The sequence below is a fragment of the Serpentinimonas raichei genome, from assembly GCF_000828895.1.
Lineage (GTDB): Bacteria > Pseudomonadota > Gammaproteobacteria > Burkholderiales > Burkholderiaceae_C > Serpentinimonas > Serpentinimonas raichei.
The window spans coordinates 2,208,312-2,234,158 of record NZ_AP014568.1 but is presented as its reverse complement, the minus strand read 5'-3'; the positions used below and the strand labels follow the sequence as shown (position 1 = coordinate 2,234,158).

General features: G+C 68.7%; 22 protein-coding genes. 12 read left to right on the top strand and 10 right to left on the bottom strand.

The annotated features are described in order from the left end of the window. The first annotated feature begins 8 nt into the window (after positions 1-8). The 4 genes from SRAA_RS10400 to hypE are packed head-to-tail and all read left to right on the top strand — an operon-like array spanning position 9 to position 3,761. Positions 9-1,211 (top strand): Kae1-like domain-containing protein, encoded by a 1,203-nt coding sequence (locus tag SRAA_RS10400; RefSeq protein WP_045532563.1) that lies wholly within the window; start codon positions 9-11, stop codon positions 1,209-1,211. Continuing rightward, positions 1,202-1,498 carry a HypC/HybG/HupF family hydrogenase formation chaperone gene (locus SRAA_RS10395; RefSeq protein ID WP_082040032.1) on the top strand — a complete coding sequence of 99 codons (297 nt, stop codon included), beginning with the start codon at positions 1,202-1,204 and terminating at the stop codon, positions 1,496-1,498. Before SRAA_RS10400 ends, SRAA_RS10395 begins: the two co-directional genes overlap by 10 nt. After that, on the top strand, positions 1,495-2,667 hold the full coding sequence (gene hypD / locus SRAA_RS10390) for a hydrogenase formation protein HypD (protein WP_045532562.1): 1,173 nt from the start codon (positions 1,495-1,497) through the stop codon (positions 2,665-2,667). Before SRAA_RS10395 ends, hypD begins: the two co-directional genes overlap by 4 nt. Beyond that, on the top strand, positions 2,664-3,761 hold the full coding sequence (hypE, locus tag SRAA_RS10385) for a hydrogenase expression/formation protein HypE (protein ID WP_045532561.1): 1,098 nt from the start codon (positions 2,664-2,666) through the stop codon (positions 3,759-3,761). Before hypD ends, hypE begins: the two co-directional genes overlap by 4 nt. Positions 3,762-3,776: 15 nt before the next feature. Here the strand turns inward: hypE and SRAA_RS10380 are convergent, their stop codons facing one another. From SRAA_RS10380 to rpe, 3 genes are all read right to left on the bottom strand, one after another. Then, a complete protein-coding gene (locus SRAA_RS10380; protein WP_045533731.1) occupies positions 3,777-4,979 on the bottom strand; it encodes an MFS transporter in 1,203 nt (400 codons plus the stop codon). 48 nt (positions 4,980-5,027) lie between these two features. After that, on the bottom strand, positions 5,028-7,391 hold the full coding sequence (locus tag SRAA_RS12895) for a methyl-accepting chemotaxis protein (protein WP_144318752.1): 2,364 nt from the start codon (positions 7,389-7,391) through the stop codon (positions 5,028-5,030). Between the two features lie 137 nt (positions 7,392-7,528). Then, positions 7,529-8,215, bottom strand: a complete 687-nt coding sequence (rpe, locus tag SRAA_RS10370; RefSeq protein WP_045532559.1) for a ribulose-phosphate 3-epimerase — start codon at positions 8,213-8,215, stop codon at positions 7,529-7,531. Positions 8,216-8,442: 227 nt separating this feature from the next. Here rpe and apaG point away from each other — a divergent pair, with 227 nt between their 5' ends. From apaG to SRAA_RS10345, 5 genes are all read left to right on the top strand, one after another. After that, positions 8,443-8,832: a Co2+/Mg2+ efflux protein ApaG gene (apaG, locus tag SRAA_RS10365; protein ID WP_045533727.1), complete on the top strand. Its 390-nt coding sequence runs from the start codon at positions 8,443-8,445 to the stop codon at positions 8,830-8,832. Positions 8,833-8,847: 15 nt separating this feature from the next. After that, positions 8,848-9,861: a thiamine-phosphate kinase gene (gene thiL / locus SRAA_RS10360; protein WP_045533725.1), complete on the top strand. Its 1,014-nt coding sequence runs from the start codon at positions 8,848-8,850 to the stop codon at positions 9,859-9,861. Positions 9,862-9,941: 80 nt separating this feature from the next. Continuing rightward, positions 9,942-10,862, top strand: coding sequence for an NUDIX hydrolase (locus tag SRAA_RS10355; RefSeq protein WP_082040031.1), 921 nt, complete (start codon positions 9,942-9,944; stop codon positions 10,860-10,862). Beyond that, the gene (locus tag SRAA_RS10350; RefSeq protein ID WP_420834932.1) at positions 10,850-11,407 is read left to right on the top strand and encodes a phosphatidylglycerophosphatase A family protein; all 558 of its coding nucleotides are present in this window, start codon (positions 10,850-10,852) and stop codon (positions 11,405-11,407) included. Before SRAA_RS10355 ends, SRAA_RS10350 begins: the two co-directional genes overlap by 13 nt. Before the next feature lie 17 nt (positions 11,408-11,424). Next, positions 11,425-11,928, top strand: a complete 504-nt coding sequence (locus SRAA_RS10345; RefSeq protein WP_045532557.1) for a CinA family protein — start codon at positions 11,425-11,427, stop codon at positions 11,926-11,928. A 134-nt stretch (positions 11,929-12,062) separates the two neighbouring features. Here SRAA_RS10345 and SRAA_RS10340 read toward each other — a convergent pair whose 3' ends face one another. The 6 genes from SRAA_RS10340 to SRAA_RS10315 form a co-directional block, all read right to left on the bottom strand. Further along, positions 12,063-13,016, bottom strand: coding sequence for a YecA/YgfB family protein (locus SRAA_RS10340; protein WP_052467558.1), 954 nt, complete (start codon positions 13,014-13,016; stop codon positions 12,063-12,065). A gap of 90 nt (positions 13,017-13,106) precedes the next feature. Beyond that, positions 13,107-14,495: an aminopeptidase P N-terminal domain-containing protein gene (locus tag SRAA_RS10335; protein ID WP_045533717.1), complete on the bottom strand. Its 1,389-nt coding sequence runs from the start codon at positions 14,493-14,495 to the stop codon at positions 13,107-13,109. A 59-nt stretch (positions 14,496-14,554) separates the two neighbouring features. After that, positions 14,555-15,358 (bottom strand): nucleotidyltransferase family protein, encoded by an 804-nt coding sequence (locus SRAA_RS10330; protein WP_045532555.1) that lies wholly within the window; start codon positions 15,356-15,358, stop codon positions 14,555-14,557. After that, the gene (locus SRAA_RS12085; RefSeq protein ID WP_052467557.1) at positions 15,355-17,631 is read right to left on the bottom strand and encodes an MASE3 domain-containing protein; all 2,277 of its coding nucleotides are present in this window, start codon (positions 17,629-17,631) and stop codon (positions 15,355-15,357) included. Before SRAA_RS12085 ends, SRAA_RS10330 begins: the two co-directional genes overlap by 4 nt. Continuing rightward, a complete protein-coding gene (locus SRAA_RS10320) occupies positions 17,628-18,485 on the bottom strand; it encodes a hypothetical protein (RefSeq protein ID WP_144318751.1) in 858 nt (285 codons plus the stop codon). Before SRAA_RS10320 ends, SRAA_RS12085 begins: the two co-directional genes overlap by 4 nt. After that, on the bottom strand, positions 18,479-19,282 hold the full coding sequence (locus tag SRAA_RS10315) for a biotin--[acetyl-CoA-carboxylase] ligase (protein WP_045532551.1): 804 nt from the start codon (positions 19,280-19,282) through the stop codon (positions 18,479-18,481). The genes SRAA_RS10320 and SRAA_RS10315 overlap by 7 nt, the downstream gene beginning before the upstream one ends. 148 nt (positions 19,283-19,430) lie before the next feature. Between SRAA_RS10315 and SRAA_RS10310 the strand changes: the two genes are divergently transcribed. The 3 genes from SRAA_RS10310 to tssL all read left to right on the top strand — a co-directional run bounded on the left by SRAA_RS10310 (position 19,431) and on the right by tssL (position 24,066). Next, entirely contained in the window at positions 19,431-22,244 is a 2,814-nt protein-coding gene (locus tag SRAA_RS10310; protein ID WP_082040029.1) for a DNA topoisomerase III, read from the top strand. 174 nt (positions 22,245-22,418) lie between these two features. Continuing rightward, positions 22,419-23,174, top strand: coding sequence for a flagellar motor protein PomA (pomA, locus tag SRAA_RS10305; RefSeq protein ID WP_045532550.1), 756 nt, complete (start codon positions 22,419-22,421; stop codon positions 23,172-23,174). Between the two features lie 10 nt (positions 23,175-23,184). Then, positions 23,185-24,066, top strand: coding sequence for a type VI secretion system protein TssL, long form (gene tssL / locus SRAA_RS10300; RefSeq protein ID WP_045533711.1), 882 nt, complete (start codon positions 23,185-23,187; stop codon positions 24,064-24,066). Positions 24,067-24,098: 32 nt separating this feature from the next. On the opposite strand, the gene SRAA_RS10295 is transcribed toward tssL, so the two are convergent. Continuing rightward, positions 24,099-25,790, bottom strand: a complete 1,692-nt coding sequence (locus tag SRAA_RS10295; RefSeq protein WP_045532549.1) for an HDOD domain-containing protein — start codon at positions 25,788-25,790, stop codon at positions 24,099-24,101. Between the last annotated feature and the right edge of the window lie 57 nt (positions 25,791-25,847).

Genomic DNA, 25,847 nt, shown 5'->3' with positions numbered 1-25,847 from the left:
CAAATCCCATGAGCCCGCAGCCCGCCGCGCCCTGCCACCGCACCGTCCCCACCGTGCTGGCGCTGGGGGCGTGGCTGAAAAACCGCGCCTGCCTGTGCCAAGGCAGCCAAGTGCAGTGGTCGGCCGCGCACGGCGACCTGAGCGACCCGGCGGCCTGTGCGGCGCTGCGCCAGTCGGCCTTGGAATTGATCGAGCGCGCGCACCTGGCCGGGGCGCCGGTGGCGGCGCTGGCGCACGATTTGCACCCGGATTTTTACAGCAGCCAGCTGGCGCTGGAATTGGCCGACGAGCTCGGCCTGCCGGCCGTGGCGGTGCAGCACCACCGCGCCCACATCGGGGCCGTGCTGGCGGCGCACGGGCTCGATGAACCGGTGCTGGGGCTGGCGCTGGACGGTTTCGGATTAGGCGACGACGCCAGCGCCTGGGGCGGCGAGCTGCTGTGGCTGCACGGCCCGCACTGGCAGCGCCTCGGGCATTTGCAGCCGCTGGCGCTGCCCGGCGGCGACCGCGCCGCGCGCCAGCCTTGGCGCATGGCCGCCAGCGCCTTGCACGCCTGCGGCCATGGCGAGCAGATCGCCGCGCGCTGGGGCGCGGCGGTGGGCGCACCCCAAGCGGCGCTGCTGCAGCAGATGCTGGCGCGCCAGCTCAACTGCCCGCCCAGCAGCAGCGCCGGGCGCTGGTTCGACGCCGCCGCCGCCGCACTCGGGCTGTGCCTCCAACAAGACGACGAAGCCCAGGCCGCTGTGGCGCTGGAGCAGGCGGCGCAGCGGGCCTTGGACGGCGGCATGGCGCTACCCGATCTGCCCACCCCGCTGCCCGACGCTCAGGGGCGGCTGGACTTGCGCCCGCTCTGGCTGGCGCTCCACCAAGCCGCTCCGACCACGGCTGCCGCCACCGACGCCCTCGCCGCCGCTTTTCACCTGCGCCTGGCCGATGGCCTAGCCGACTGGGTGCTGCAAGCCCGGCGCCAGCGGCCGGTGCGCGGCGTGGCGCTGGCGGGCGGCTGCTTCTACAACGCCATCTTGCGCCAGCGGCTCAGTGAACGGCTGCAGGAAGCGGGTTTGCAGGTCTGGCTGCAAACCGAACACGGCTGCGGCGACGCCGGTCTGGCGCTGGGCCAGGCCTGGGTGGCGGCGCAAGAACACGCTGCCGCAACTGCGGCCCAAGTGCAGCGTCTCGAAACAACGAAGGAGAACGAACCATGTGTCTAGCCATACCGGCCCTGCTGCTGCAACGCCTGGAGCACGAACAGGGCCTGATCGAACTCGGCGGCATCCGCAAATCGATTTCGCTGGCGCTGGTGCCCGAGGCGGTGGTGGGCGACTACGTGATCGTCCACGTCGGCCACGCCATCGGCCTGCTCGACGCCGAGGAGGCGCAGCGCACGCTCGACATTTTTGCCGAGATCGAGCGTCTCCAGGCGCAGGAGCCGCCACGACCGCAGAGCCCCGTGCCATCTTTGCGGGCCGTGCCGCAGCTCGACGACTGCACCCCATGAAGCACATCGACGAATTCCGCGACGGCGCACTGGCGCGCCAGATCGCCGCGCGCATCGCCGCCGAGGCCGACCCCGGGCACGCCTACCGCTTCATGGAGTTTTGCGGCGGCCACACCCACGCCATTTCTCGCTACGGCGTGATCGACCTGTTGCCACCCAATCTGCGCCTGATCCACGGCCCTGGCTGCCCGGTCTGTGTGCTGCCCATCGGCCGCCTCGACATGGCCATCGATCTGGCGCTGAGCCAGCGCGTCATCCTGTGCACCTACGGCGACACCTTGCGCGTGCCGGCCTCAGAGGGCGACTCCTTGACCCGGGCCAAGGCGCGCGGGGCCGACATCCGCATGGTCTATTCGCCCGCCGATGCGCTCGAGCTGGCGCGCCAGCACCCCGAGCGCGAGGTGGTGTTTTTTGCCATCGGCTTTGAGACCACCACCCCGCCCACCGCCCTGGTGATCGACGCCGCTGCGCGCCAAGGCGTGCGCAACTTCAGCGTCATGTGCAACCACGTGCTCACGCCACCGGCCATTCGCGCCATCCTAGACGGTGCCAGCGCAGCCGAGCGGACCACCGCCGAAATCGAGGGCTTCGTGGGCCCGGCCCATGTCAGCATCGTGATTGGCTCCGAGCCCTACGCCCGCTTCGCCCGCGAGTACCGCAAGCCAGTGGTGATCGCCGGCTTTGAGCCGCTGGACGTGTTGCAAGCCATTTTGATGCTGGTGCGCCAGGTCAACGAGGGACGGGCCGAGGTGGAAAACGAGTTCACCCGCGCTGTCAACCCCACCGGCAACCTGCGCGCCCAGGCCCTGATGGATCAGGTGTTTGAGCTGCGCGACGCGTTCGAATGGCGCGGTTTGGGCAGCTTGGCCCATTCGGCTTTGCAGATACGCCCCGCTTACCGTGCGTTCGACGCCGAACACCGCTTTGGCCTGCACTACCGCAGCGTGGCCGACAACAAGGCCTGCGAGTGCGGGGCCATTTTGCGGGGTGTCAAAGAGCCACGCGAATGCAAAATCTTTGGCACCGTGTGCACCCCCGAAAACCCGATTGGCTCCTGCATGGTCTCGAGCGAGGGCGCTTGTGCCGCGCATTACACCTACGGCCGCTTTCGCGACATCCCGATCGTGGCCAACGCAGCGGCGCCGCAAACCGAGGGGGCGCTGGCATGAGCGGCCCCGTGGCGGCAGCACCCACCGAAGGGCAGGCGCGCAAAGCCTATCTGCGCCCACTCGACATCAAGCGCGGCCGCATCGACATGGGACATGGGGCCGGCGGCAAGGCGGCCGCGCAGTTGATCGACGAGCTGTTTCTGGCCGAACTCGACAACCCCTTTCTGCGCCAAGGCGACGACGGCGCCAGCCTGCCGCTGCCGGGCCCGGGATCGACCGCCGGCCGCTTGGTCATGGCCTGCGACGGCCACGTGGTCTCTCCCATCTTCTTTCCGGGTGGCGATTTGGGCAGCCTGGCGGTGCACGGCACCGTCAACGACGTGGCCATGCTGGGCGCGCAGCCGCTCTACCTGAGCGCCTGCTTCATCCTCGAAGAGGGCTACCCGCTGGCCGATTTGCAGCGCATCGTGCGCTCGATGGGCGCAGCGGCGCGCGCGGCCGGGGTGCCGGTGGTCTGCGGCGACACCAAGGTGGTCGAGCGCGGCAAAGGCGACGGGGTGTTCATCGCCACCACGGGCGTGGGGTGGCAGGCAGCGGGGGTCGATGTCAGCGGCCGCAACGCCCGCCCCGGCGATGCGGTGCTGCTGTCGGGCTCGATCGGCGAGCACGGCGTGGCGGTGCTCTCAAAACGCGAATCGCTGGCCTTTGCCACCACCATCCAGAGCGACAGCGCCGCCTTGCACACCCTGGTGGCGGCCATGCTGGCAGCGGCCCCGGGTGCGGTGCGGGTGCTGCGCGACCCCACCCGCGGCGGGCTGGCCACCACGCTCAACGAAATCGCGCGCCAGTCGGGCGTGGGCATGCTGCTGCAAGAGGCGGCGATCCCGGTGCAGCCGCAAGTCGATGCGGCTTGCGAGTTGCTCGGACTGGACCCGCTCTATGTGGCCAACGAGGGCAAGCTGGTGGCGATTTGCGCCCCCGAGGCCGCCGCAACGGTGCTGGCGGCGATGCGCGCGCACCCGCTGGGCGGCCAAGCCTGTCAGATTGGCACCGTGGCCGCCGATGCGCAGCATTTCGTGCAAATGCAGACCCGATTTGGCGGGCGCCGCGTGGTGGATTGGCTCAGCGGCGAGCAGTTGCCGCGCATTTGTTGAGCCCACGCGCCCCGGTCAGGGCGCGGCAGAGCGCTTGTGCACGGGAGGCGCGGCAGGCAGCGCCGGCATGCGCCAAGCCACCAGCAGCCACAGCAGGCCCAAGGCGGCGCACGCCAGAAACAGGCCACCCGGCCCCCACAGCGCCAACACCGCCCCGCCGAGCGCCCCGCCGGTAAAAAAGCCGAGCGATTGCAGGGTGTTGTAGACCCCCAGCGCGGCGCCGCGTTGCTCTGCGCTGGCCATTTTTGAGACCAGACTGGGCTGGCTGGCTTCGAGCGTGTTGAAGCCCAGAAAGAAAACGAACAGACACAGCAACAACCACAGCCAAGTCGGCGCAGCGCCGGCGCTGGCCCACCACAGGCCGAGCTGAGCCAGCACGATCAGGCCGATGGCGCACAAAAACACGGCACGCAAAAACCCGCGCCGCTCGAGCCGGAACAGCAGCGCGCCCATGACCACAAAGGCCGCCAGCACCGCCACCAAATACACCCAGCCATGCAGATGCGCCGCCAGGCCCGCTTGCAGCAACAGGGCCGGCAGCGCCACCCAGCAGGCCAGTTGCACCGCATGCAGCACGAACACGCCCAGGTTCAGCCGCGCCAAGCGCACATCCAACAAGACCGAGCGCAAGCTGGCGCGCTTGGGTGGGCGCAGGCGCAGCGGCTCCGGTGGCACCACCCAAGCCACCACCGCCATGCCCAGCAGCGCCAAGGCGGCGGTGAGCCCAAACAGCCCATGCAGCCCAATCACCGTCACCAGCAGCGGCGCCGTGGCCAGCGAGAGCGCGAAGGTCAGGGCGATGCTGATGCCCACCATGGCCATGGCCTTGGTGCGCACCTCGTCGCGCGTGACATCGGCCAAAAAGGCGGTGACGGCGGCCGAGATCGCCCCCGCGCCTTGCAGGGCGCGGCCCACGGTGAGCCATTCCAGCGTCGGGGCCCAAGCGGCCACCAAGCTGCCGACGGCGAACAGCAGCAGCCCGCCCTGGATGATGCGCTTGCGGCCCCAGCGGTCGGAGGCCATGCCGAGCGGGATTTGCAGCAGCGCTTGCGTGAGGCCATAAATGCCCAGCGCCAAGCCGACCCGCAGCGGATCGTCACCGCCGGGGTAGCGCGCCGCCTCCAGCGCAAACACCGGCAGCACCAAAAACAGGCCCAGCATGCGCAGCGCAAAAATGGCGGCCAAGGACGCGCTGGCGCGGCGTTCGCCAGCCGTCATCAGGTGCGGCGAAGCGGTTTCGTTGATGGACAAAGAATGGAGCGACGGTTAGCTGGTTTTGAGGGCGCTGCGGTAGGCGCCGCAACCGATCAACAAGTCGTCGTTGATCGGCAGCACAAAAGAGGCCTTGCCGCGCACGTCGCCGGTCAAGGGATTGACGATATTGTATTCAAGCCAGCCGCCGCCGCTGTCGGCCTGTTCCCACACATCGTGCATGAACTGTTCGGCATCGATGCCGGGCGCGTCTTGCACGCGGCTGCCGGTCTTGGCGCGGTTGGCCCCCATGACGCGGTACACCCCTTTTCGATCGAGCACGAAGATGTAGAGGTCGCGGTCGATGAAGGGCCCGTTTTGCTTGTAAAAATCTTCGCTGGCGCGCTCATAGCCAACCTTGCGCAGATGCGCCAGCGCCTGCTCGGTGAGCTGGCGCGCCACGTCGGCCGTGCCCTGCTTGAGGCGCAGATGGTGCACGGCGGCGTCGAGATCGGCCGTGTGGGCCAGCAGCTCGTGGGTGTGGCGGGCGCTGCGCTCGACCATGGCGGCGTTGTCGTAGGTCACGCCGTCGAGCTGCGACATGGCTTGCGAGACTTCCTTGAGGGCGGCGCTTTGCTGGTTGCTGGCCACCGCCATGGCGTCGATGCGCTGCGTGATGTCGCGGATGCCTTGCACCAGTTGCTCCATCACGGCGTTGACGGCGCTGATTTCATCGACCGAGTTTTTAACCCGGCTGGTGGATTCGGCGATCAACTGGCGCACCTCCCCGGCGGCCGATTGGCTGCGTTGGGCCAGCGAACGCACCTCGGAGGCCACCACCGCAAAACCGCGCCCGGCCTCGCCCGCGCGCGCCGCCTCCACCGCCGCATTGAGCGCCAAGATGTTGGTCTGAAAAGCGATGCTGTCGATCACGCCGATGATCTCGTTCATGCGCTTGGAGGTGCTTTGCAGCGTGCCCATGCCGCTCATGGTCTGCTGCATCAGGCCGCTGGCGTGTTCGGTCTGGCGGTGCAGCCCGGCGCTGACGCGGCTGACTTCGAGCACGCCCTCGCTGTTGCGCGTCACGGTCTCGGCGGCTTCGCGGATGTTGGCGCTGGCTTGCTCCAGGCTGGCGGCCTGCGACTGCGTGCGCTCAGACAAAAGCTGGCTGTCTTGCACCAGTTGTCCGCCCATGTGGGTGAGCACGGCGGCCACGCTGCGCACATCGGCAACGATCGCCGACAAGGTGTTGAGCATGAGCCTAAACTGCTGCGCCATCTGCGCCACTTCGTCTTGACCGGCAATCTGCACCTCGCCGGTCAAGTCGCCAGCGGTGGCATTTTTGAACACGCTGCCGAGCTGGCGCAGGCCATCGAGCGTGGCATGGTAGAGCGCGACCATGCCATAGACCAGCGCCAGCAGCACCAGCAGCGCCCCCAAGCCGACGCCGAGCAAAAGCCACTGCAGGCGGCTGTGCTGCTGGGCCAGCAGTTTCTGAGCCTGTGCGACCAGTTGTTGGTTTAACTCCAGTTGCCGTGTCAGCACCTGGCTGCCTTGTTGGAAATGCGCTTGCGCCTCAGAGGCCAGCACGCCCGCCCCGATGCCGTCGCGCACCGCCGCTGCGTACTGCTGGCTGCTGGCCTGCACTTGCGGCCAAACCGCTGGAGCGGCGGCACCAATGCGCACCAAGGCCTCGATGCGCTCTTGCATCTGGCGCAGCTGCTCATCGACCACGTCCGTGTGGCCGCCCAGCCGCAGCGCTTGGGTGATCAGCTCGGGGCTGATGCCGCCGCCTTGGGCTTGCAGCAGCAGCACGGTGCCCTCGTTGCGCAGGTGTGCGCTGGCTTGCAGCAAGGGCAGCTGGCGCTGCACCAGCGCATCGACGAGGTAGAACAGGGTGCGGTCGGGGTCGAGCAGCAGAGTCGAGGTTTCGCCGTTGAGCAGCGCCAAGCGCTGCAGCCGCAGCAGCAGGCCCGACTGCCGCGCGTACCAATCGGCGGCACTGTGGCTGGCTGGGGCGGTGTTTAGCAGCAAAAGCAGTTCGTCGCGCAGCGGCTGCCATTTGGGGCTCAGATCGGGCTGCGCTGTGGCGGCGATGGCGGCGTCGAGCGCGGCGATGGCGGGGCGCAATTGCGTGCGCGCGGCCTCCAGCGCTGGGGCGGCATCGGCGCGCCCGGCCAGCAAGCCGTGCACCTGGCCTTGGTGCTCCAGCAGCGGGGCCGCCACGGCCACGACCTGCTGCTGCACCTGCAAGCCGCTGAGCTGGCCCTGCACCCCGGCGCGATCGCTCCAGAGGTTGTGGACAATCCACACCGCCGCCAGCGAGAGCGGCAGCAGCACCACGGCGGCCAGCGCCAACAGCTTGAAGCCCATGGGCAGGCGCTGCATCAGCCAGACACCGGGGCGGATCAGGGGGTGAAAGTGGGAGGATGCAGTCATGAGGCAGGCGCCCAAGTGGGACGATAAAAGATATTATTTAATCATAGTCGCGTTGCGCCAAGCGCGGTTATCAGTTATGACGGGGTTTACCCTTAAGGGTGGTGCGTTGCGCCGGTACCGCGCTGCATGCGCTCGGTTCAAGCCCCGGCCGCCAGTTCGGCGCGCATCTGCGCGATCACGGCGGCGTAGTTGGGCTGGCCAAAAATCGCGCTGCCGGCCACGAAGGTGTCGGCCCCGGCGGCGGAGACGCGGCGGATGTTGCCGACCTTGATCCCGCCATCGACTTCGAGCCGGATGTCGCGCCCGCTGGCTTCGATGCGTTTGCGCGCCTGCTCGACCTTGCGCAGCGCCGAGTCGATGAAGCCTTGGCCGCCAAAGCCAGGGTTGACGCTCATGATCAGGATCAGGTCCAGCTCGTCGATCACCCAGTCCAGCACGTCGAGCGGGGTGGCGGGGTTGAACACCAGCCCGGCCTGGCAGCCGCGCGCCTTGATGGCCTGGATGCTGCGGTGCACGTGCGCGCTGGCCTCGGGGTGAAAACTCACCAGATTGGCCCCGGCGTCGATAAAGGCCCCGGCCAGCGCATCGACCGGCTGCACCATCAGGTGCACGTCGATCGGCACCGGCGTGCCGTCGGGTTTTTTGGCGTGCGGCTTGAGCGCCTGGCAGACCATCGGCCCAAAGGTGAGGTTGGGCACGTAGTGGTTGTCCATCACGTCGAAGTGGATCCAGTCGGCACCGGCGGCGATGACCTCGCGCACCTCCTGCCCGAGGCAGGCAAAGTCGGCCGAGAGGATGGAGGGGGCAATGCGGTAGTGGGGCATGGGGCTGGGGCTCTGAGGGGTGGTGGAACCAAAGGGCGGGCTGCCAGTGCGACAGCGGCATGGGGCGATTGTGTACCGATGGCACGCCAAAGGCGATCCCAAAGCCTTGAGATTTCCTTTAGATTTCCTTCAGTCTGCCTTCAGATCGGCGCTCGTGTGCCCAGCCTTGGCAGGGTTGCCACGAACAGGGTGCGCAGCGCGGCGCCAAGTGCTTCACAATGTGGCCCATGTCACGTTACCAATTCACTTGCGAAGCCGAGCCGCAGTATGTGCCGGAGCAGTCCGACCCGCAGGCGCCGCTGTACCTGTTTGCCTACACCATCACCATCCGCAACAGCGGCGAGGTGGCGGCGCAACTGGTGGCGCGGCACTGGGAGATCGAAGACGCGCGCGGCCAGACGCAGCAGGTCGATGGGCTGGGCGTGGTCGGGCACCAACCCCTGTTGCAGCCGGGGCAGTCGTTTCGCTACAGCAGCAGCGTGCCGCTGCGCACCCCGATGGGGCTGATGAGCGGGCATTTTTTCTGCGTCGCCGTCGATGGGCAGCGCTTCGAGGCCCCGGTGGCGGCCTTCGTGCTGCGCGCCGATGGGGAAGCAGGCCGCTCTTCGCTGCACTGAGCGCGGTGTATGGCCGTGGGCGAATTCGATCTGATTCGGCGATATTTCCAGCACCCCTTGGCACAAGCCGGGGCGCGTGCCGGAGTGCGCCTAGGCAATGGCGACGACTGCGCGCTGCTGCAACCGGCACCGGGGCAGGTGCTGGCGGTTTCGACCGACATGCTGGTGCAGGGGCGGCATTTCTTCCCCGACGTGGCGCCGCGCGCGCTCGGCCACAAGGCGCTGGCGGTGAACCTGAGCGATCTGGCCGCCATGGGTGCGCGGCCGCTGGCCTTTACGCTGGCGCTGGCGCTGCCGCAGATCGATGAAGCGTGGGTGCAGGAATTCGCCACCGGCCTGCTGGAGCTGGCCGACGCGCACGGCTGCGCGCTGGTGGGGGGCGACACCTGCGCCGGGCCGCTCAACCTGTGCCTGACGGTGTTTGGCGAACTGCCGCCCGAGCAGGCGCTGCGCCGCAGCGCCGCCCAGCCCGGCGACGAGCTGTACGTGAGCGGCCACTTGGGCCAGGCGCGGCTGGCGCTGGAGGCTCTGCGCGGGCGCTGGCCGCTGCCCGCCGCGGCGCTGCAGCGCTGCCGCCAGCGGCTGGAGTGGCCCCAACCTCGGGTGGCGCTCGGGCTGGCTTTGCGCGGGCAGGCGCATGCGGCGATCGACTTGAGCGACGGCCTGCTGGCCGACCTTGGGCATGTGCTGCGCGCCTCGGGCGTGGCGGCACAGATGGATGTGCCGGCTCTGCTGGCCAGCGCCGCCGTGGGGCCAGAGCTGCGCGCGCTGGCGCTGCTGGAGCCTGCGCTGGCGCTCACCTGTCTGCTGGCCGGCGGCGACGACTACGAGCTCTTGTTCACGGCCCCGGTGGCGGCACGGGCTGCCGTCGAGCGCGCCGGGCAGGAGGCGGGGGTGGCTTTGAGCCGCATCGGGCGCATCGTGGCCATGGCCGATGCGGGGCCGCCGTGCCGCCTGGTGGATGCCCAGGGGCGGCCCTACACCCTGCCGCCAGGGGTGGAGCTGGCGGGCTTTGATCACTTTGCATGAGACTGGCCGCACAGGGTGAGCCACAGCGTAGGCATCCAGCCCAGAGTCTCCTTTGCCGCTGACGGTGCCACAATCGCGCCATGAATCAGCCAGCCAATCCCCCCAAGACCGAACCGAGCGCAACCCGCCCCACTGGCGCCAGAGGTGAGGCCGAGCGGCCGCCGCGTGCCTCGGCCTCGGTGCTGCTGCTGCGCGACGGCAGCGCTGGGCTGGAGGTGCTGCTGTTGCGCCGCCATCCTGGCACCGAGGTGCTGGGCGGGGTCTATGTGTTTCCGGGCGGCAAGCTCGATGCGGCCGATTGCGACCCCGCCTGGGCCCCGGCGCTGGACCAGCCCGAGCTCGATTTTGCGCTGCGCCTCAACGAACCCAGCACCCCGCCGGAGCAGGCGCGCGGGCTGCACCTAGCGGCTTTGCGCGAGCTGTACGAGGAAGCCGGGGTGCTGCTGGCGGCACCTGCGGGGGGGGCAGCGGCCGCTTTGCACCACAGCCTGCAGCAAGGCCAGGTGTGGCCCGAGGCGCTGCGCCAGCACGGGGTGCGGGCGCAGACGGCGGCCTTGCGCCCGTGGTCGCGCTGGATCACGCCACGCAACCCGGTGGTGGGGACGGCGCGCTTTGACACCCGTTTTTTTCTGGCCCTGCTGCCACCAGGGCAGCAGGCCGTGCCGGACCAGCGCGAGGCGGTGGAGGCGCTCTGGTTGAGCCCGCGCGCGGCCCTGCAGCGCCACTGGGCGCAGGAGCTGGAGCTGATCGCGCCGCAACTGATGGCGCTGGCCGAGCTGGCGCGTTTTGAGAGCGCGGCGTCAGCGTGGCAGCAGGCACTGGGGCGGCGCGCCCCGTGCATCGAGCCCATGCCCTTTGCCGAAGGCGCGCTGCGCGGCCTGTGCTACCCCGGTGACCCCTGTCACGCACAGCCCGAGCGCCTGCTGCCCGGCCCGACGCGGCTGCGCGTGGTGGGCCGCCGCTTCGAGCCGGTGGGGGGCTTTGAGGGCTGGTTTGCGTGAGCCCGGAATCGACATCGGCCTCGGCCTCGGCACCCAAAGCCGCGCGCCAACCGGGGCTGCGCTTCCTGCTGGCGCATCCGGCGCACACGCTGGCGCTGGGTTTTGGGGCCGGCCTGAGCCCGCGCGCGCCCGGCACCATCGGCACCTTGTGGGCTTGGGCGGTGTTTGTGTGGGTCAGCCTGTTGTGGCAGCCCTCCGCTTGGGTGTGGGGGCTGATCATTGCCGTCACGCTGTTGCTTGGCTGGTGGGCCACGGCGATCACGCTGCGCCACAGCGGCGCCAGCGACCCGGGCTTCATCGTGATCGACGAGATCGTCGCCTTCTGGCTGGTGCTGTGGCTGATCGCCCCGGCGGGCTGGTTGGGGCAGTTGCTGGCGTTTGCGCTGTTTCGCTACTTTGACGCCGCCAAGCCCGGGCCGGTGGCATGGGCCGACCGCGTGTTCAAGGGCCAGGGCTGGCGCGGGGCTTGGGGGGTGATGTTCGACGATCTGGTGGCGGCTTTTTGTGTGCTGTTGCTGTTTGCCTTGTGGCGGTTTTTGTTCTGATTTGTGAGTGGCAGCACATGAACACGCTGGAGCCGCAACTGCTCGATCTGTGCCAGCAACTGGCGGCTGCGCTGCGCGCGCGCAGCTGGCGCATGGCCAGCGCCGAGAGCTGCACCGGCGGCCTGATCGCCGCCACCTGCACCGGCCTGAGCGGTTCAAGTGAGTGGTTTGAATGCGGCTTCGTCTGCTATTCGAATGCGGCCAAGAGCGCGCATCTGGGGGTGAGCGGGGCCTTGATCGCGCAGCACGGGGCCGTGAGCGAACCGGTGGTGCGCGCCTTGGCCGAGGGGGCGCTGTGGCACTCGCTGGCGCAGGTGAGCGTGGCGGTGAGCGGCGTGGCCGGGCCGCTGGGCGGCAGCGCCAGCAAGCCGGTGGGCACGGTGTGCTTTGGCTGGGCCACGCCGGCCGGGGTGACGAGCCAGACGCAGCGCTTCGAGGGCGATCGCGACGCCGTGCGGGAGGCGGCGGTGCGGCACGCGTTGCAGGGGCTGTTGCGGCAGTTGTTGCCTGGGGATGCTTGAGCTGCGGCTGCGGCGGGGCTCTGCGGCCGGCGGGCGCGGGCCTCATGCCGTCCGCTGGCGCGGCCAGAAATCGGCCCACACCCGCCGGCCACAGCGCCCCGCCTACGGGTACTCGCCGGGCACTGCTGGCTGGCTCAGGCCCCGTGGCACTTCTTGAATTTTTTGCCGCTGCCGCAGTGGCAGGGGTCGTTGCGGCCGGGTTGTTCGGCTTTGCGCAACGGCGGCACGCGCGGGCCTAGCGTGCGCGCGATTTCGCGCAGGTCGTAGGCGGCCCACAGCGCTTCGCCGTAGGCGTCCAAGCGCTGTGGGCTGACGCTGGGCGCGTCGTCGTCGGACTGGGTGCTCAGGCTGGGCGGATCGAGGTCGTCGTCGGTGAGGGCTTCGATGCTGTCCAGCGCTTCCTCCAGCCACTGGGCGAGTTCGCGGTCGCGCGGCGGCTGCCATTCTTCGGGCCAGGTCTCAACCACGGCCATGAAGCCGATGGCCCACAACTGGGCGAAGGCGGGCACGTGTGGCATGCCGTCGGCATCGACGCCCTCTTCGGCCGCCGCTTCGGCAGCCATTTCGGCCAGCATCTTGGCGCGGTCGTCTGCGCTGAGCGACCACAGCAGGGCGCGCAGATCGAACAGCTCGGGGGCGTAGGCGCGCTCGTCGTCTAGCGCATCGACCGGGGCGTCGAGCGCGGTTTGCACCTGCTGCCAGCGGCGCTGCCACAGTTGCATGAAGCGCTGGTGCTGCTCCGGGCTTGGGAACAGATGCGGCCCAAAGCGCCCGTTGTCCGGGTCGGCCAACACGGCGGCGAAGTATTCCTCGGCTTCGATGGTGCGGCGGCAGCACAGCAGCCCGGCCATGAAACCCTCCAAAAATTCCCATGAAGGCGCCTCGACGCCGCGCTGGCTCAGGCCGAGCAGGATGTCTTCGAGCTCGTCGAGCTCTTGTGGGCTCAGGTGGGTTGCGGCGGCCGGCGGCTTGGCTTGTTCAGCCGGGTCCGATTCGATCAGGGCGGATTGCTCGGATTGATCGGGCGGCGCATCGGCTGCGGCGGTTTGGGCGGGCGCGGTGGCTTCGGTGGGGCGGGGTGTGGTCATGGAGCGGGGCCTTTGCGGGTCGAGGTGCCCAGTGTAGCTGCTGCACTTGGCTGCGCCCAAGGGCTGGCGCTGCGGCGCCTGCTGCGCGCCTCAACCGCGCATCAGCGCCTCGATTTCATCGGGCTCTACGGGCACCGCGCGCGAGATCAGTTCGCAGCCTTCGGGGGTGAGCACAGCGTCGTCTTCGATGCGGATGCCGAGGTTCCAGAATGCCTCGGGCACGTCGTCGGCGGGGCGCACGTACAGGCCCGGCTCCAGCGTGAGCACCATGCCGGGGCGCAGGATGCGGCTGGGCCGGTCTTTGATGGTTTCGCCGCTGAGCGGGTCGGTGCGCTCGCTGGCCTGCCCGATTTCGCTCGGTTCCACATAGCGGCCCACGTCGTGCACGTCGAGCCCGAGCCAGTGGCCGGTGCGGTGCATGTAGAAGCGAAAGTAGTGGCGCTGCTCGATCACGTCGTCGAGCGTACCCACTTTGGCGGCATCGAGCAGGCCCAAATCGAGCATGCCTTGCGCCAGCACGCGCACGCTGGCTTGGTGCGGGTCGGTGAAGCGCTGGCCGGGCCGGGTGGCGGCCACGGCGGCCTGTTGCGCCGCCAGCACCAGTTGGTAGGCGTCGCGCTGCGGCCCGCTGAAGCGGCCGTTGGCGGGGAAGGTGCGGGTGATGTCGCTGGCGTAGCCGTCGAGCTCGCAGCCGGCGTCGATCAGCACCAGCTCGCCGCTGCGCACCGGGGCGGCGTCGGCGCGGTAGTGCAGCACGCAGGCGTTGGAGCCGGCGGCAACGATGCTGCCGTAGGCCGGGCTTTGGGCGCCGTGGCGGCGAAACTCGTGCAGCAGCTCGGCCTCTAGGTGGTACTCGCGCAGCTCGCGCCCGCCGCGCAACCAGTGGGCGCAGCGCTGCATGGCGCGCACATGCGCCCCGGCGCTGATCTGCGCGGCGCGGCGCATCAGGCCCAGCTCGTGCGCGTCTTTGAACAGGCGCATGTCGTCGAGCAGGGCGCACAGGTCGCGCTGGGTGTCGGGGCACAGGGCACCGTAGCGGGTGCGGGCGCGCACCTTTTGCAGCCAGCCGTCGATGCGGCCCTCCAGTCCGGCGTGGATGGCGAAGGGGTAGCTCAGGCTGGCGCGGTTTTCCAGCAGCGCGGGCAGGCGGGCGTCCAGCTCCTCGATCGGGTAGGCGGCCGTGACGCCGAGCGCGCTCGGGGCCGCTGCGGGGCCGAGGCGGATGCCGTCCCAGATTTCGCGTTGCAAGTCTTTGGGCTGGCAAAACAGGGTGCTGTGGCCCTGATCGTCGAGCAGCAGCCAGGCATTGGGTTCGGTGAAGCCGGTGAGGTAGTAGAAGTAGCTGTCGAAGCGGTACGGGTATTCGTTGTCGCGGTTGCGCTTGCGCTCGGGCGCGGTGGGAACAAGGGCGATGCCGCCCGGGCCCAGTTGCGCCGCCAGCCGGGCGCGGCGCGCGGCATAGACCTCGGCGTGGGCCATGGGGGCGCAGGCCGGGGTGGGGGCGACAGGGGCAGAGGCGGCAATGGGGTCTGGGGCGTTCATAGGGGGATTCGTGCTTCGAGCGCAGCCAAGCGCTCCGGGGTGCCGACGTCGGCCCAAGGGCCGGGGTAGAGCTCGGCGCTTACCATTTGATTGTCCATCGCGTGGCGCAGCAGCGGCGCCAGCGCGGCGCGGATGCCCTGTGGGTTGCCGGGGGCAATGTCCAGCCAGGGCGGGGCAAACAACTCGCGCCGGTACAGCGCCAAGCCGCTGAAGGTGTAACGCGGTCCGGGGTGGGTGGGGGGCAGGTTGAGCGCCAGTGTGCAGCCTTGGTGGCTGGGGCCGGGGTTGAGGTCTAGGCCGAAATCACCGCCCGGGTGCTGCGCCGGGTTCGGCACCAGCCACAGGTGCGCCAGCAGGCCGCTGGCGGCAAAGCGCTGCAAGGCGGCGGGGTCGAAGGCGAAGCCGGGCACATAGGCGTCGGCAGCCACAGCCCAAAAGCACTCGGCCAGCGCGGGCAGGGCGCGCGCAATGCCGCCAGCGGTTTCGAGTGCGCCGCCAAAGTCGCGCCCTTCGTGCGAGTAGCTCAGGGCCAAGGGCGTGGCAGAGGCGCTGGCGGCATCCACCGGCCAGCTCGACCCCAGGCGCTCGGGCAACTGCTCGCCCAGCCAGGCGGTGTTGATGAGTGCGTGGCGCACGCCGGCGCGCGCCAGTGCGTCCAGGTGCCAAGCGATCAGCGGCTGGCCGTGCAGCGCCAGCAGCGGTTTGGGGGTGCGGTCGGTGAGCGGGCGCATGCGCTCGCCGCGGCCAGCGGCCAGCAGCAGGGCGCTGGCAGGCAAAACGGGGTCGGTAGGGGGCTTCATGGGGGCGTCTCCCCGTTGTGGGGCAGCGCCGGGGCCCGGGTGGCGGCACCGGCGGCGGCCTCGGCGCGCTCCTGCTTCGAGGCGGATGGGTTGTACGTGACGCAGCGGTTGCGGCCAGCGCTCTTGGCCTGGTACATGGCTTGGTCGGCTTCTTGCAGCAGTTGCTCGACGCTGGCGTTGTCGGCGCGCAGCCGCGACAACCCAACGCTGGCCCCCACCCGCAGACTCAAGCCGTTGACCCAAATCGGCTCCTGCACCGTTTGCAGCACGCGTTCCAGCGGCAGCGGACCGTGGTTTTCTCTAAACAGCAGCACGAACTCGTCGCCGCCCAAACGCGCCACCGTTTCGTCGGCGCGCACCACCTCGCGCAGGCGCAGCGCCACTTCGGCCAGAAGCTTGTCGCCCACCGCGTGGCCGTGCGCGTCATTGACCGGCTTGAAGCCGTCGAGGTCCAGCACGGCCACCGCCAGACCGCTGCCGTTGCGCTGGCTGTAGGCGATGGCCTGCTGCAGCCGGTCGCGCAGCAGGCGCCGGTTGGGCAAGCCGGTGAGCATGTCGTGGTTGGCCAGGTGGTCCAGTTGTTGTTCATGCGCCTTGAGGCCAGAGATGTCGGTGAAAACCGCCAGATAGTGCGTGATCTCGCTGCTTTCATTGCGGATGCACGAGGCCGCCAGCCACTGCGCGTACAGCTCGCCCGAGCGGCGCCGGTTCCAGACCTCGCCTTGCCAGCGCCCGTGTTGGGCCAGGGTGTCGAGCATGCGCGTAAAAAACTGCGGGTCGTGCTGCCCCGACCCAAGCAACTTGGGCGAGCGGCCCAGCACCTCATCGGGTGGGTAGCCCGTGATTTCGGTAAACGCGGGGTTGACCTTGACCAAGCGGCGGCGCGCGTCGGTGACGAAAATGCCGCTCTGGCTGGCCTCGAACACCTTGTCAGACAGGCGCAGCCATTCTTGGTCGGTGTGGGCGCGTGTAACGTCTTGGGCATAGCCGTGCCACAGCACGCCGCCACCGGGCTGGTGGTGCGGTTGCGCCGAAATTTCGATCCAGCGCAAGCCCCGCTCGGGGTGGGGCAGCCTGAAGGTGGTGTGCACAGGGCCGCCCAAGAGCTCGGCCTCGGCCATGGCACGCATCAGGCGCAACCGGTCGCGGGTGCGCAGGCGCGCCATCAGGTGGCTGACGTCGACTTGAAGCAGGCCGCGCGCCACGCCACAGACGGCCTCGGCGCGCTGACTCAGGTAGTCGCAATGGTGGCCGCCATCGGGCCCATGGAGGTAGCTGAACAACACCCCCGGTACGTTGGCGGCCAAGTCGCTCAGCTGGCGTGTCAGCGCCTCGCGCTCGGCCTGGGCCTGCTTGCGCTCGGAGATCTCGATCTGGGAGGCATCAAGGGCGTTTTGCAGCCGCAGGTGCTCGCGCTCCAAGTTGGCTCGCGCTTGCTCCAGTTCGAGGGTGCGCGCTTGCAGGGCTTGGTGCGGGGTCAGCAGGGTTTCGACGAACAGGGCGCGGTAGAGAAACAGGTAAGGCAGGAGGTGAAACAGGTGGTCGCACACTGAAAACAGCTCATTGGCACCCGCGTATTGGGCAAACAGCGCCACGCCCATGGCCATGGCCGCCGCCGCGCCGAGCAGGCCGCCGACATTGAAGGCGCGGGGCCGGCGCCAAAGCCAGACTAGGCGCAGCACCACCAGCAGGTACAGCCCGACCAGCAGCGCTTCGAGGGCCTGCTTGACGGGCGTAGGGCCAACCCCTTCGATGTAGGTGCGCGGCACGGTGTGCGGGGCCCACAAGAGCCAAGCGTGAATGGCGGCCACCAGCGCCAGCACGGCCAACAACTTGGGCCAGCGCTGGCTCAGGCTGGCCTGCTGCCATGGCAGCCACAGGGCCGCCAGCAAGCCCGATGCTGCCAGCAACTGCGCCGCCAGCCAGAAGTTGATGGCCTTCTCGAAACTGCCCGGCGTGACAATGCCCGGCATGCCCGGGAGCGAGAGCAGGTGTGAAAAGGACAGCAAAGCCACGCCAAGAAAAGTGCCCGCCAAAATGCAGGCGTTGCGCGAGGTGCTGGCCGACGGGGCCGACCAGGCCACGGCAAAAATCAAGGTCGCAAACACGATGCCCAGTGTTTCCAAGCCGATCTGCAGCGGCAGGCTGGAGGGCGGAAAAATGGGTGGCAGTGCCAGCAGGGCCAGCCACAGCAGGGCCAAGAGGGCCAGCGCAATCAGCGTGAACCACGCTTCAGGCTGGTGGGAGGGGTGGATGGCGGCGGGGGGCATCATGGACAGGCTTGCAACACACGCGGCGGCAGAATCGCCATGGCCTCGATCTGGCGCAACTGCGCCGCGCTGACGGCGCTGAGCACCAGCGTGTGGCTGATGGTCTCGGACCGCTCTTGCAGCACGCGGGCGTCGCGCACGCCCTCGCGGCGCGCTTGAGCCAAGGCGACTTCAGCCCGTTCGCGGCTGGAGAAGGTGCCCAGCGCCAGCCCGGGGGCGAGCGGGGCAGCCACGCTGCGGTGCTCGATCTCGGCCAAGGTCAGCTCGGCGCGGCGCTGCTGCAAAGCGCGTTCGCTGGCCATGGGCCCAATGTACACCAGCCAGCGTGGCGGCAGCCGGGTCTCGGCCAGGTTCCAGCGCCCTTGCAGGTCGGCCTTGGGCTCGAGTGCGGCGCGCACCAGCGCCGCCTGCGGCCCCGACAAGCCTCTGGCCTGCCAGCAGGCCGTGGCGGGGCCCGGACCAGTGCCGGGGGGCGCGGTGGCGGTGGCTAGGCCGGGGCGCGGCGCTTCCGGGGCCGCTGCCGGGGTGGGTGCAGCGGGCTCGGTTTCTAGGCGTGGTGCCGGGGCGGATGCGGCAGCGGGGGTGGCCTCGGCTGCCAGCGGCCCGAGCCTGGCGGCAGCTGCTTGGGCCGGCACCGGCAGGGCCGGTGCGGCGGCCGCAGGCTCGGCAAACGCAGACGCAGGCGCAGGCACCGGCGCATTGAGCACGCGCAGCGTCTGTGGCGCCACCTGCTGCGCCAGCCGTTCGGGTTCGCGCGGCGCGAAGGGGGCCAGCCCCAGCACGGCCAGATGGCCTTGGGTGTAGGCCCACAGCCCCAAGTTGGCCAGCAGCAACAGCAGCGCCAGCGTTCTTAGCACGGGCGCACACTCACTTCGGCTTGCCACACCGCCGTGCGCCCGCTGGCCGCGGCCAGCCACAGCGCCCCATCGGCGCGCACCCCGTCGGCCATGCCTTCGCGGCCGTCGGATAAACGCACCACGCGCCCGGCCAAGGCATCGCGGGCGGCGTAGCGCGCCATCATGGGGGCAAAGCCTTGGGCCTCAAAATCGAGCAGCTGGCGCAGCAGCGGGGCCGCTACGCGGCGCAGCCAGTGGCCCGCACCCCTGGGCGCATCGGGTGCCAGTTCCAGCAGGCCCGCAGGTGCCAGCGCCTGCATCGCCTCACCCGGCGCCACATCGGGCAGCCGCTCCGGGGCCTGCAGGTTGATCCCAACCCCGATCACCGCGTAGCGCTGCGCGCCCAACGAGGCGGTCTCGACCAGCACCCCGCCGAGCTTGCGGCCGTGCCAGCACAGGTCGTTGGGCCACTTGAGCTGCACCTGCGGGTGCAGGGCCTCGGCCAAGGCCACGCCCACCGCCAGCGACAGCCCCGACCAATCGGCCGGTTGCAGCGGCAAACCGAGCGAAAAGGTGAGCGAGGCCCCGGGTTGGCTGATCCACTGCCGACCCTGGCGGCCGCGGCCCGCGCTTTGCTCGGCCGCCACCAGCAGCAGCGGGTGCAGCGCGCCGTCGCGGGCGCGGCGCATCAGTTCGGAGTTGGTGGAATCGATGCGCGGCAGCACCTCGACCGCAAAGCCCGGACACAGCGGCACCACGTCTTGCCACACCGATTCGGCGGCGGCATGCAAATCGGCCAAAAGGCGGGCGTCGGTCATGGGCAGCTAAGGTGCAGTGGGCGGGGTGCGGGCAGATCGGGCGGGGCCGATTGGGCGCATTTCATGGAAACGGGCCAAAACTTTGCTAAGGTTAACTCATGCATGGGCGCGTGTGCGCGCATGGGAGCGGATTGTAGAGACGATGAGCATGAACAACAGCAACAAAACCCTGGTGATCGCCGAAAAACCTTCGGTCGCCCTTGATCTGGTGCGCGCCCTGACGCCGCTGGCGGGCAAGTTTGAGAAGCACGACGAGTACCACGAGAGCGAACGCTACATCGTGACCTCGGCGGTCGGGCATTTGGTGGAGATCGCCGCCCCCGAGGCCTACGAGGTCAAGCGCGGCAAGTGGAGTTTTGCGCACCTGCCGGTGATCCCGCCGCAGTTCGACTTGAGGCCGATCGAAAAATCCAAAGGGCGCCTGAACGCCGTGGTCAAGCTGGCCAAACGCAAAGACGTGGCGGAGCTGATCAACGCCTGCGACGCCGGGCGCGAGGGCGAGCTGATCTTTCGCCTGATCGAGCAGTACGCCGGTGGCAGCAAGGGGCTGGGCAAGCCGGTGCAGCGGCTCTGGTTACAGTCCATGACGCCGCAGGCGATACGCGACGGCTTTGGCGCTTTGCGCAGCGACGCGCAGATGCGCCCGCTGGCCGACGCCGCGCGCAGCCGCTCCGAGGCCGACTGGCTGGTGGGCATCAACGGCACCCGGGCGCTCACGGCCTTCAACAGCCGCGACGGCGGCTTCTTCCTCACCACCGTGGGCCGGGTGCAGACCCCGACGCTGGCGGTGGTGGTCGAGCGCGAAGAAAAAATCCGCGCCTTCAAAAGCCGCGACTACTGGGAAATCCACGCCACTTTCGAGGCCCAAGCGGGTGCCTACGCGGGCAAGTGGTTCGACCCGGCCTTCAAAAAACCCGGCGCCGAGGCGGCCGATGCCGAGCTCAAGGCCGACCGGCTCTGGAATGCGGCAGCGGCCGAGGCCATCGCCGCCGCAGTGCGCGGCCAGCCAGCGCAGGTGAGCGAAGAATCCAAACCCAGCACCCAGGCCAGCGGCCTGCTGTACGACCTCACCAGCTTGCAGCGCGAGGCCAACGGCCGCTTTGGTTTTAGCGCCAAAACCACGCTGGCGCTGGCGCAGAGCCTGTATGAGCGGCACAAGGCCCTGACCTACCCGCGCACCGACAGCCGCGCCCTGCCCGAAGACTACCTGCCCACGGTGCAGCAAACCGTGGCCATGCTGGCCGCCAGCGGCCTGGCGCACCTGGCCCCGCACGCGCGCACGGCGATCGAGCAAGGCTATATCCGGCCCAGCAAGCGCGTGTTCGACAACGCCAAGGTGAGCGACCACTTCGCCATCATTCCCACCCTGCAAGCCCCCAGTGGCTTAAGCGAGGCCGAGCAAAAGCTCTACGACCTGGTGGCGCGCCGTTTTCTGGCGGTGTTTTTTCCGCCGGCCGAGTTTTTGCTCACCACCCGCATCAGCACCGTGAAGCTGCCAACGGCCAGCCACGCCTTCAAGACCGAGGGCAAGGTGCTGGTCAAGCCGGGCTGGATGGCGGTCTATGGCAAGGAAGCCGCCGACGAGACCGAGGGCGCGCAGGCCGGCGACAAAGGCCAGCGCCTGGTGCCGGTGCAGCCGGGCGAAACCGTGCGCAACTCCGAGGCCGCCGTGCGCGCCCTGCAAACGCGGCCCCCGGCGCGCTACAACGAAGCCACCTTGCTCGGGGCCATGGAAGGCGCGGGCAAGCTGATCGATGACGAAGAACTGCGCAGCGCCATGGCCGACAAGGGGCTGGGCACGCCCGCCACGCGCGCCGCCATCATCGAAGGCTTGCTGAGCGAAAACTACCTGCTGCGCGAGGGGCGCGAGATCATTCCCACGGCCAAGGCGTTCCAGCTCATGACGCTGCTGCGCGGCCTGCAGGTGCAAGAGCTGTGCAAGCCCGAGCTGACGGGTGAGTGGGAGCACAAGCTGGCGCTGATGGAGCGCGGGCAGTTGAGCCGCGCCGACTTCATGCGCCAGATCGCCGAGCTGACCGAGCGCATGGTGCGCCAGGCCAAAGAATACGACCGCGACAGCGTGCCGGGCGACTACGCCACGCTGGGTACACCCTGCCCCAACTGCGGCGGCGTGGTGCGCGAAAACTACCGCCGCTACGCCTGCACCGGGGCCGAAGCGGCCGATGGGGCAGAAGGAGCCGGCCAAGGCTGTGGCTTTTCCTTTGGCAAGTCGCCCGCCGGGCGCACCTTCGAACGCGACGAAGCCGAAGCCTTTTTGCGCGACAAGCGCATCGGCCCCTTGCAAGGCTTTCGCTCCAAGGCCGGCTGGCCCTTCGTGGCCGAGCTGGCGCTGGCCTTCAGCGCCGAGGAGCAAAACTGGAAGCTGGAATTCGATTTTGGCGACGATAAAAAGGCCGAGGCCAGCGGCGAACTGGCCGACTTCAGCGCCGCCACGGCGCTCGGGCCTTGCCCCAAGTGCGCCAGCCCGGTCTATGCGCACGGCAGCCAGTATGTGTGCAGCCACGCCGTGCCCAGCTCGGTGCAGGCCGAGCCGAGCTGCGACTTCAAGAGCGGGGCCATTATTTTGCAGCAGGTGGTCGAGCCCGAGCAGATGGGCAAGCTGCTGCACAGCGGCAAGACCGATTTGCTGCAGCGCTTCGTCTCGAACAAAACCCGGCGCGCCTTCAAAGCCTATTTGGTGTGGGACGCGGCGGCGGGCAAGGTCGGTTTCGAGTTCGAGCCGCGCGCGGGCAAGGCGGGGGCGGCCAAACCCGCAGCACGCAAAGCCGCAGCAAAACCGGCTGCGGCCCAAGCTGAAACGCAGGCTGACGCAAAGGCTGCAGCCAAGCCCGCTGCAGCGCGCAAAGCCACTGCGCGCAAGCCAGCCAAGGTGATCGCCGCAGATCAAGCGGCTAAACCCGCCGCCGTGCGCAAGCCCGCCACGCGCAAAAGCGCGAGCTGAGCCCAAGGCGCGGCACCCAAGCGGGCGCGCCAAACTGAAAAAGCAGTCGGATTTTCAAATGCGCTGCATTGAAGCTCAATATACTCGGGGCAGTTGTTGCGCGGCCGTGCCTTGCGCATCGAGAAAGAACTGCGGCCTAGGCTCACGCTGCGGCCACCAACAGGAGTTTGCGCCTTGGATCTCGCCACCCTCATAGGCCTCGTCGGTGCCATGGCCATCGTCATGGTCGCCATTTTTCTGGGTGCCGACCCCGGCGGCTTCCTCGACCCGGCCTCGATCCTGATCGTGATCGGCGGCAGCGTGTTCGTGGTGCTGTCCAAGTTCAGCTTGCAGCAGTTTTTGGGGGCGTTCAAGGTGGCCATCAAGGCCTTCAAGTTCAAGCTGCCCGCCACCGACGCCCTGATCGAAGAGATTTTGGAGGTCTCGCGCATCGCGCGCAAAGAGGGCTTTCTGGCGCTCGACGGCCACGACACCGAGGTGGCCCTATTCAAAACCGGCATCCAGATGATGGTCGATGGCCACGCCCCCGACGTGGTGCGCTCCAAGCTGGAAAAAGAGCGTTTGCTGACGCTGGAGCGGCACCGCTGGGGGGCCAAGGTGTTTTCTGCCATGGGCGATGTGGCCCCGGCCATGGGCATGATCGGCACCCTGATCGGGCTGGTGCAGATGCTGGCCAATATGGAGGACCCGGCTTCCATCGGCCCAGCCATGGCGGTGGCGCTGCTCACCACGCTCTACGGGGCCATTTTGGCCACCATGGTCTTTTTGCCGCTGGCCGACAAGCTGAATCTGCGCATGACCGAAGAGGCGCGCATGAACGCGATGCTGATCGACGCCGTGACCGCCATCCAAAGTGGCAGCAACCCGCGCGTGGTCGAGCAGCTCGTGAGCAGCTACCTGCCGCCCAAGCAGCGCAAAGCCGAGGCCTGAAGCCATGGCCATGGAAGAGCCGGAAGAAGAAAAGCGCAGCATGCCGGCTTGGGTGATGACCTTTGCCGACTTGATGTCGCTGCTGATGTGCTTTTTTGTGTTGTTGCTTTCCTTTGCCGAGATCGATGCGACCAAGTTCAAGCAGATCGCCGAATCCTTGGAGCAAGCCTTTGGCGTGCAGCGCGAGGTGCCGGCGATGGAAATCCCCATGGGCACCAGCCCGGTGTTTGACCATTTCTCCCCCGGCCGCCCCGAGCCGACGCTGCTCGACGAGGTGCGCCAGCAAACCCAGCAAGACGATCCGCGCCTCAAAACCCACACCGCGCAGGTGCTGGCGCAGGTGGAGCAGCAAACGCAGCAGCAGGTCGAGCGCACGGCGGCCCAGGTGGCGCAACAACTGGCTGCTGAAATTCAGGCCGGCAAGCTGCAGTTGCAGCAGGAAGAAAACCGCATCATCATCCGCATCGAGGAGCGCGGCTCCTTTGGATCGGGTTCATCCCAGCTCTCGGCCGAGTTCACCCAGATTTTGGGCGATATCGGCGACACGCTGGCGCAGGTGCCGGGCCAGATTGCCATCGAGGGCCACACCGACGACATCCCCATGCGCAGCGCGCGCTACGCCTCCAACTGGGATTTGTCGGCGGCGCGCGCGGCGTCGGTGGCCAACGCCCTGCTGGCCAAGGGCGCGGTGCAAAAGGAGCGGCTGCGCATCAGCGGCTTGGCTGAAACCCGACCGGTGCTCGACAACGCCACCCCCGAGCACCGGGCGCAAAACCGGCGCGTCGAAATCGTGGTGGATTTGGAGCAGCCCATTGCCGCCTACCAGGCCAAGGTGCTGAGTTTGCTGGAGCAAGGTCGCGCCGAGGAAGCGTTTCAGCTTGGCTGGCAGTGAGGCTTGGGGCGGCAATGTGTTGCAGAGCCGCTTTAAAGGCGGCTGGAATCGGCAAACACGGTCTGGCTCTTTTGCACGCGCATCAGGCGCGTGAGCTCGTCGCCAAAGTGGCGCACCAGCAGCTTGAAGCCGGCGTACTGCACGGCGTCTAGGTCGCCGCCCTCTGGGCCGCAGTCGGCCCATAGCACCCCGACCGAGCGCTGGTTTACGTGCACCGCGCCCCACAGGGCCCCGCTGGCAAGCAATTCGGGCCGCAGTTTTTCGGGCAGCAGGGCGCGCAGCCCGGCCACGCGCGCGCGCTCAGCCATGAAAAATCCATTGGGTTGCGCAAACACCTTGGCGATCAGGTTGTGCCCATCGAGCGCCAGGCTGTAACGGCGCGGCTCGATGTCGGGGCCAAAACCGCGCGCCAGAAAGCACAGCAGTTGCTCGCCCTGCGACATTTTCAAGAACAGCGCGTAGCGCTCCAAACCCAGCCCGTCGGCCAAGCTGAGCTTGAAAGCGCGAAAGAAGGTGCTGAGGTCGGCATGGCGGCCGCTGCGGCAGTCATCGACGAACAGGTCGATGAGCATGCGGGCGCGGCTGCCGGGTTCGACCGAGCTCGGTTGCACGGGCGCGGGCTTGGGGCGTGGCTTGGGTGCGGGGGCTACCGGGTCGGAGGGGTTGCGCGAGGTGGTGGCGGCTCGCGCCGCTGGCGCCGGTTGTTGGGCGGGCTCAGGCGCACCAGCCGCAGCGGCATGCACAGGGCGCAGGCGTGGCTTGGGTGGCCACAGCAGCCGCGTGGCCGGGGCGGCACAAAGGGCCCACAGATGCGGCTCTAGGCTGGCTTGCACGGCGGCGCGCCGGGTCGCGGCCAGCACCTCGTCGAGCTTGAGGTGGCGGTGCGTGGCGATGGCTTTGAGCAGCACGCTGCTGCGGCGGCTGTACCAGTCGCGCATCAGCTCGTGCGCCAGCATTTGCAGCAGCGAAGGCAGGGTGCTGGGTCGGTACAGCCAGCGCCCGAGATCGGTCGGAATCTCGGGTGGGTTGGTCCCGATCCAAGCCAGCCGGGCGGCGCGGCCCAGCAGTGCGGGTTCGAGCGCGTGCAGCAAGCTGGCGCTGTCGGCCTCAAACAGGCCGATGTCCACCGCCACGGCGGCGCTGAGCTGCTGCAGGGTGCAGCCCAGCAGTTCCTGCTCGACCCGCGCCGGGCGCTCGTTGTCTTGCACCCGTTGCGCCATTTCTTCGACCAAAGCGGGCGCGGCCACCGGCAGCAGCCATTCGGCCACGTTTTGGGCCTGCACCGCGCCCATGCGCGCCAAGCCGTCGTTGCCAGCCTCGATCTGGGTGAATTGCAGCGCCAGATGCCCGGCCAAGCGGCTGGTTTGCAGCGCCTCGGCCAGGTGCAGATGGCCCGCTTGCTCCGGGTCCAGCCGCTGCTGGCCCAAGGTATCGATCAATTTGTAAAGGCGGGTCAGGCCCAGAACGCCGAGTGCGTGCGCCAAGTTGCTGACGCGTTGCCCTTTGGGCAGCACGCGCTGGGCCTCGCGCATCACCGCAAGCCCCAGCGGCAGGTCGCGGTTCAGGGCTTCGAGCAGGCGCGGGCTGGGCAGGTCGGGGTCTTGCAGCGCCTGCAGCACATCGGGCGGACTGACCAAGGGCAGGCGCACCGCCGCCAAGCGTTTGCGCCAAGCAGCCAAGCCGAGCGGGGCCGAGCGGGAAAAAGAGGGTTTGGGGCTGCTCATCTGGGGGCGGCATGGGGCATGCCTGCTACTGTAAGCCATTGCGCGCGTCGGCTTATC

What these genes read in the sequence shown, in the direction of transcription:
- SRAA_RS10400 (WP_045532563.1), top strand. Translation starts at nt 9, where the DNA reads ATGAGCCCGCAGCCCGCCGCGCCCTGCCACCGCACCGTCCCCACCGTG.
- SRAA_RS10395 (WP_082040032.1), top strand. Translation starts at nt 1,202, where the DNA reads ATGTGTCTAGCCATACCGGCCCTGCTGCTGCAACGCCTGGAGCACGAA.
- hypD (WP_045532562.1), top strand. Translation starts at nt 1,495, where the DNA reads ATGAAGCACATCGACGAATTCCGCGACGGCGCACTGGCGCGCCAGATC.
- hypE (WP_045532561.1), top strand. Translation starts at nt 2,664, where the DNA reads ATGAGCGGCCCCGTGGCGGCAGCACCCACCGAAGGGCAGGCGCGCAAA.
- SRAA_RS10380 (WP_045533731.1), bottom strand. Translation starts at nt 4,979, where the DNA reads ATGACGGCTGGCGAACGCCGCGCCAGCGCGTCCTTGGCCGCCATTTTT.
- SRAA_RS12895 (WP_144318752.1), bottom strand. Translation starts at nt 7,391, where the DNA reads ATGACTGCATCCTCCCACTTTCACCCCCTGATCCGCCCCGGTGTCTGG.
- rpe (WP_045532559.1), bottom strand. Translation starts at nt 8,215, where the DNA reads ATGCCCCACTACCGCATTGCCCCCTCCATCCTCTCGGCCGACTTTGCC.
- apaG (WP_045533727.1), top strand. Translation starts at nt 8,443, where the DNA reads ATGTCACGTTACCAATTCACTTGCGAAGCCGAGCCGCAGTATGTGCCG.
- SRAA_RS10355 (WP_082040031.1), top strand. Translation starts at nt 9,942, where the DNA reads ATGAATCAGCCAGCCAATCCCCCCAAGACCGAACCGAGCGCAACCCGC.
- SRAA_RS10345 (WP_045532557.1), top strand. Translation starts at nt 11,425, where the DNA reads ATGAACACGCTGGAGCCGCAACTGCTCGATCTGTGCCAGCAACTGGCG.
- SRAA_RS10340 (WP_052467558.1), bottom strand. Translation starts at nt 13,016, where the DNA reads ATGACCACACCCCGCCCCACCGAAGCCACCGCGCCCGCCCAAACCGCC.
- SRAA_RS10335 (WP_045533717.1), bottom strand. Translation starts at nt 14,495, where the DNA reads ATGGCCCACGCCGAGGTCTATGCCGCGCGCCGCGCCCGGCTGGCGGCG.
- SRAA_RS10330 (WP_045532555.1), bottom strand. Translation starts at nt 15,358, where the DNA reads ATGAAGCCCCCTACCGACCCCGTTTTGCCTGCCAGCGCCCTGCTGCTG.
- SRAA_RS12085 (WP_052467557.1), bottom strand. Translation starts at nt 17,631, where the DNA reads ATGATGCCCCCCGCCGCCATCCACCCCTCCCACCAGCCTGAAGCGTGG.
- SRAA_RS10315 (WP_045532551.1), bottom strand. Translation starts at nt 19,282, where the DNA reads ATGACCGACGCCCGCCTTTTGGCCGATTTGCATGCCGCCGCCGAATCG.
- SRAA_RS10310 (WP_082040029.1), top strand. Translation starts at nt 19,431, where the DNA reads ATGAACAACAGCAACAAAACCCTGGTGATCGCCGAAAAACCTTCGGTC.
- tssL (WP_045533711.1), top strand. Translation starts at nt 23,185, where the DNA reads ATGGAAGAGCCGGAAGAAGAAAAGCGCAGCATGCCGGCTTGGGTGATG.
- SRAA_RS10295 (WP_045532549.1), bottom strand. Translation starts at nt 25,790, where the DNA reads ATGAGCAGCCCCAAACCCTCTTTTTCCCGCTCGGCCCCGCTCGGCTTG.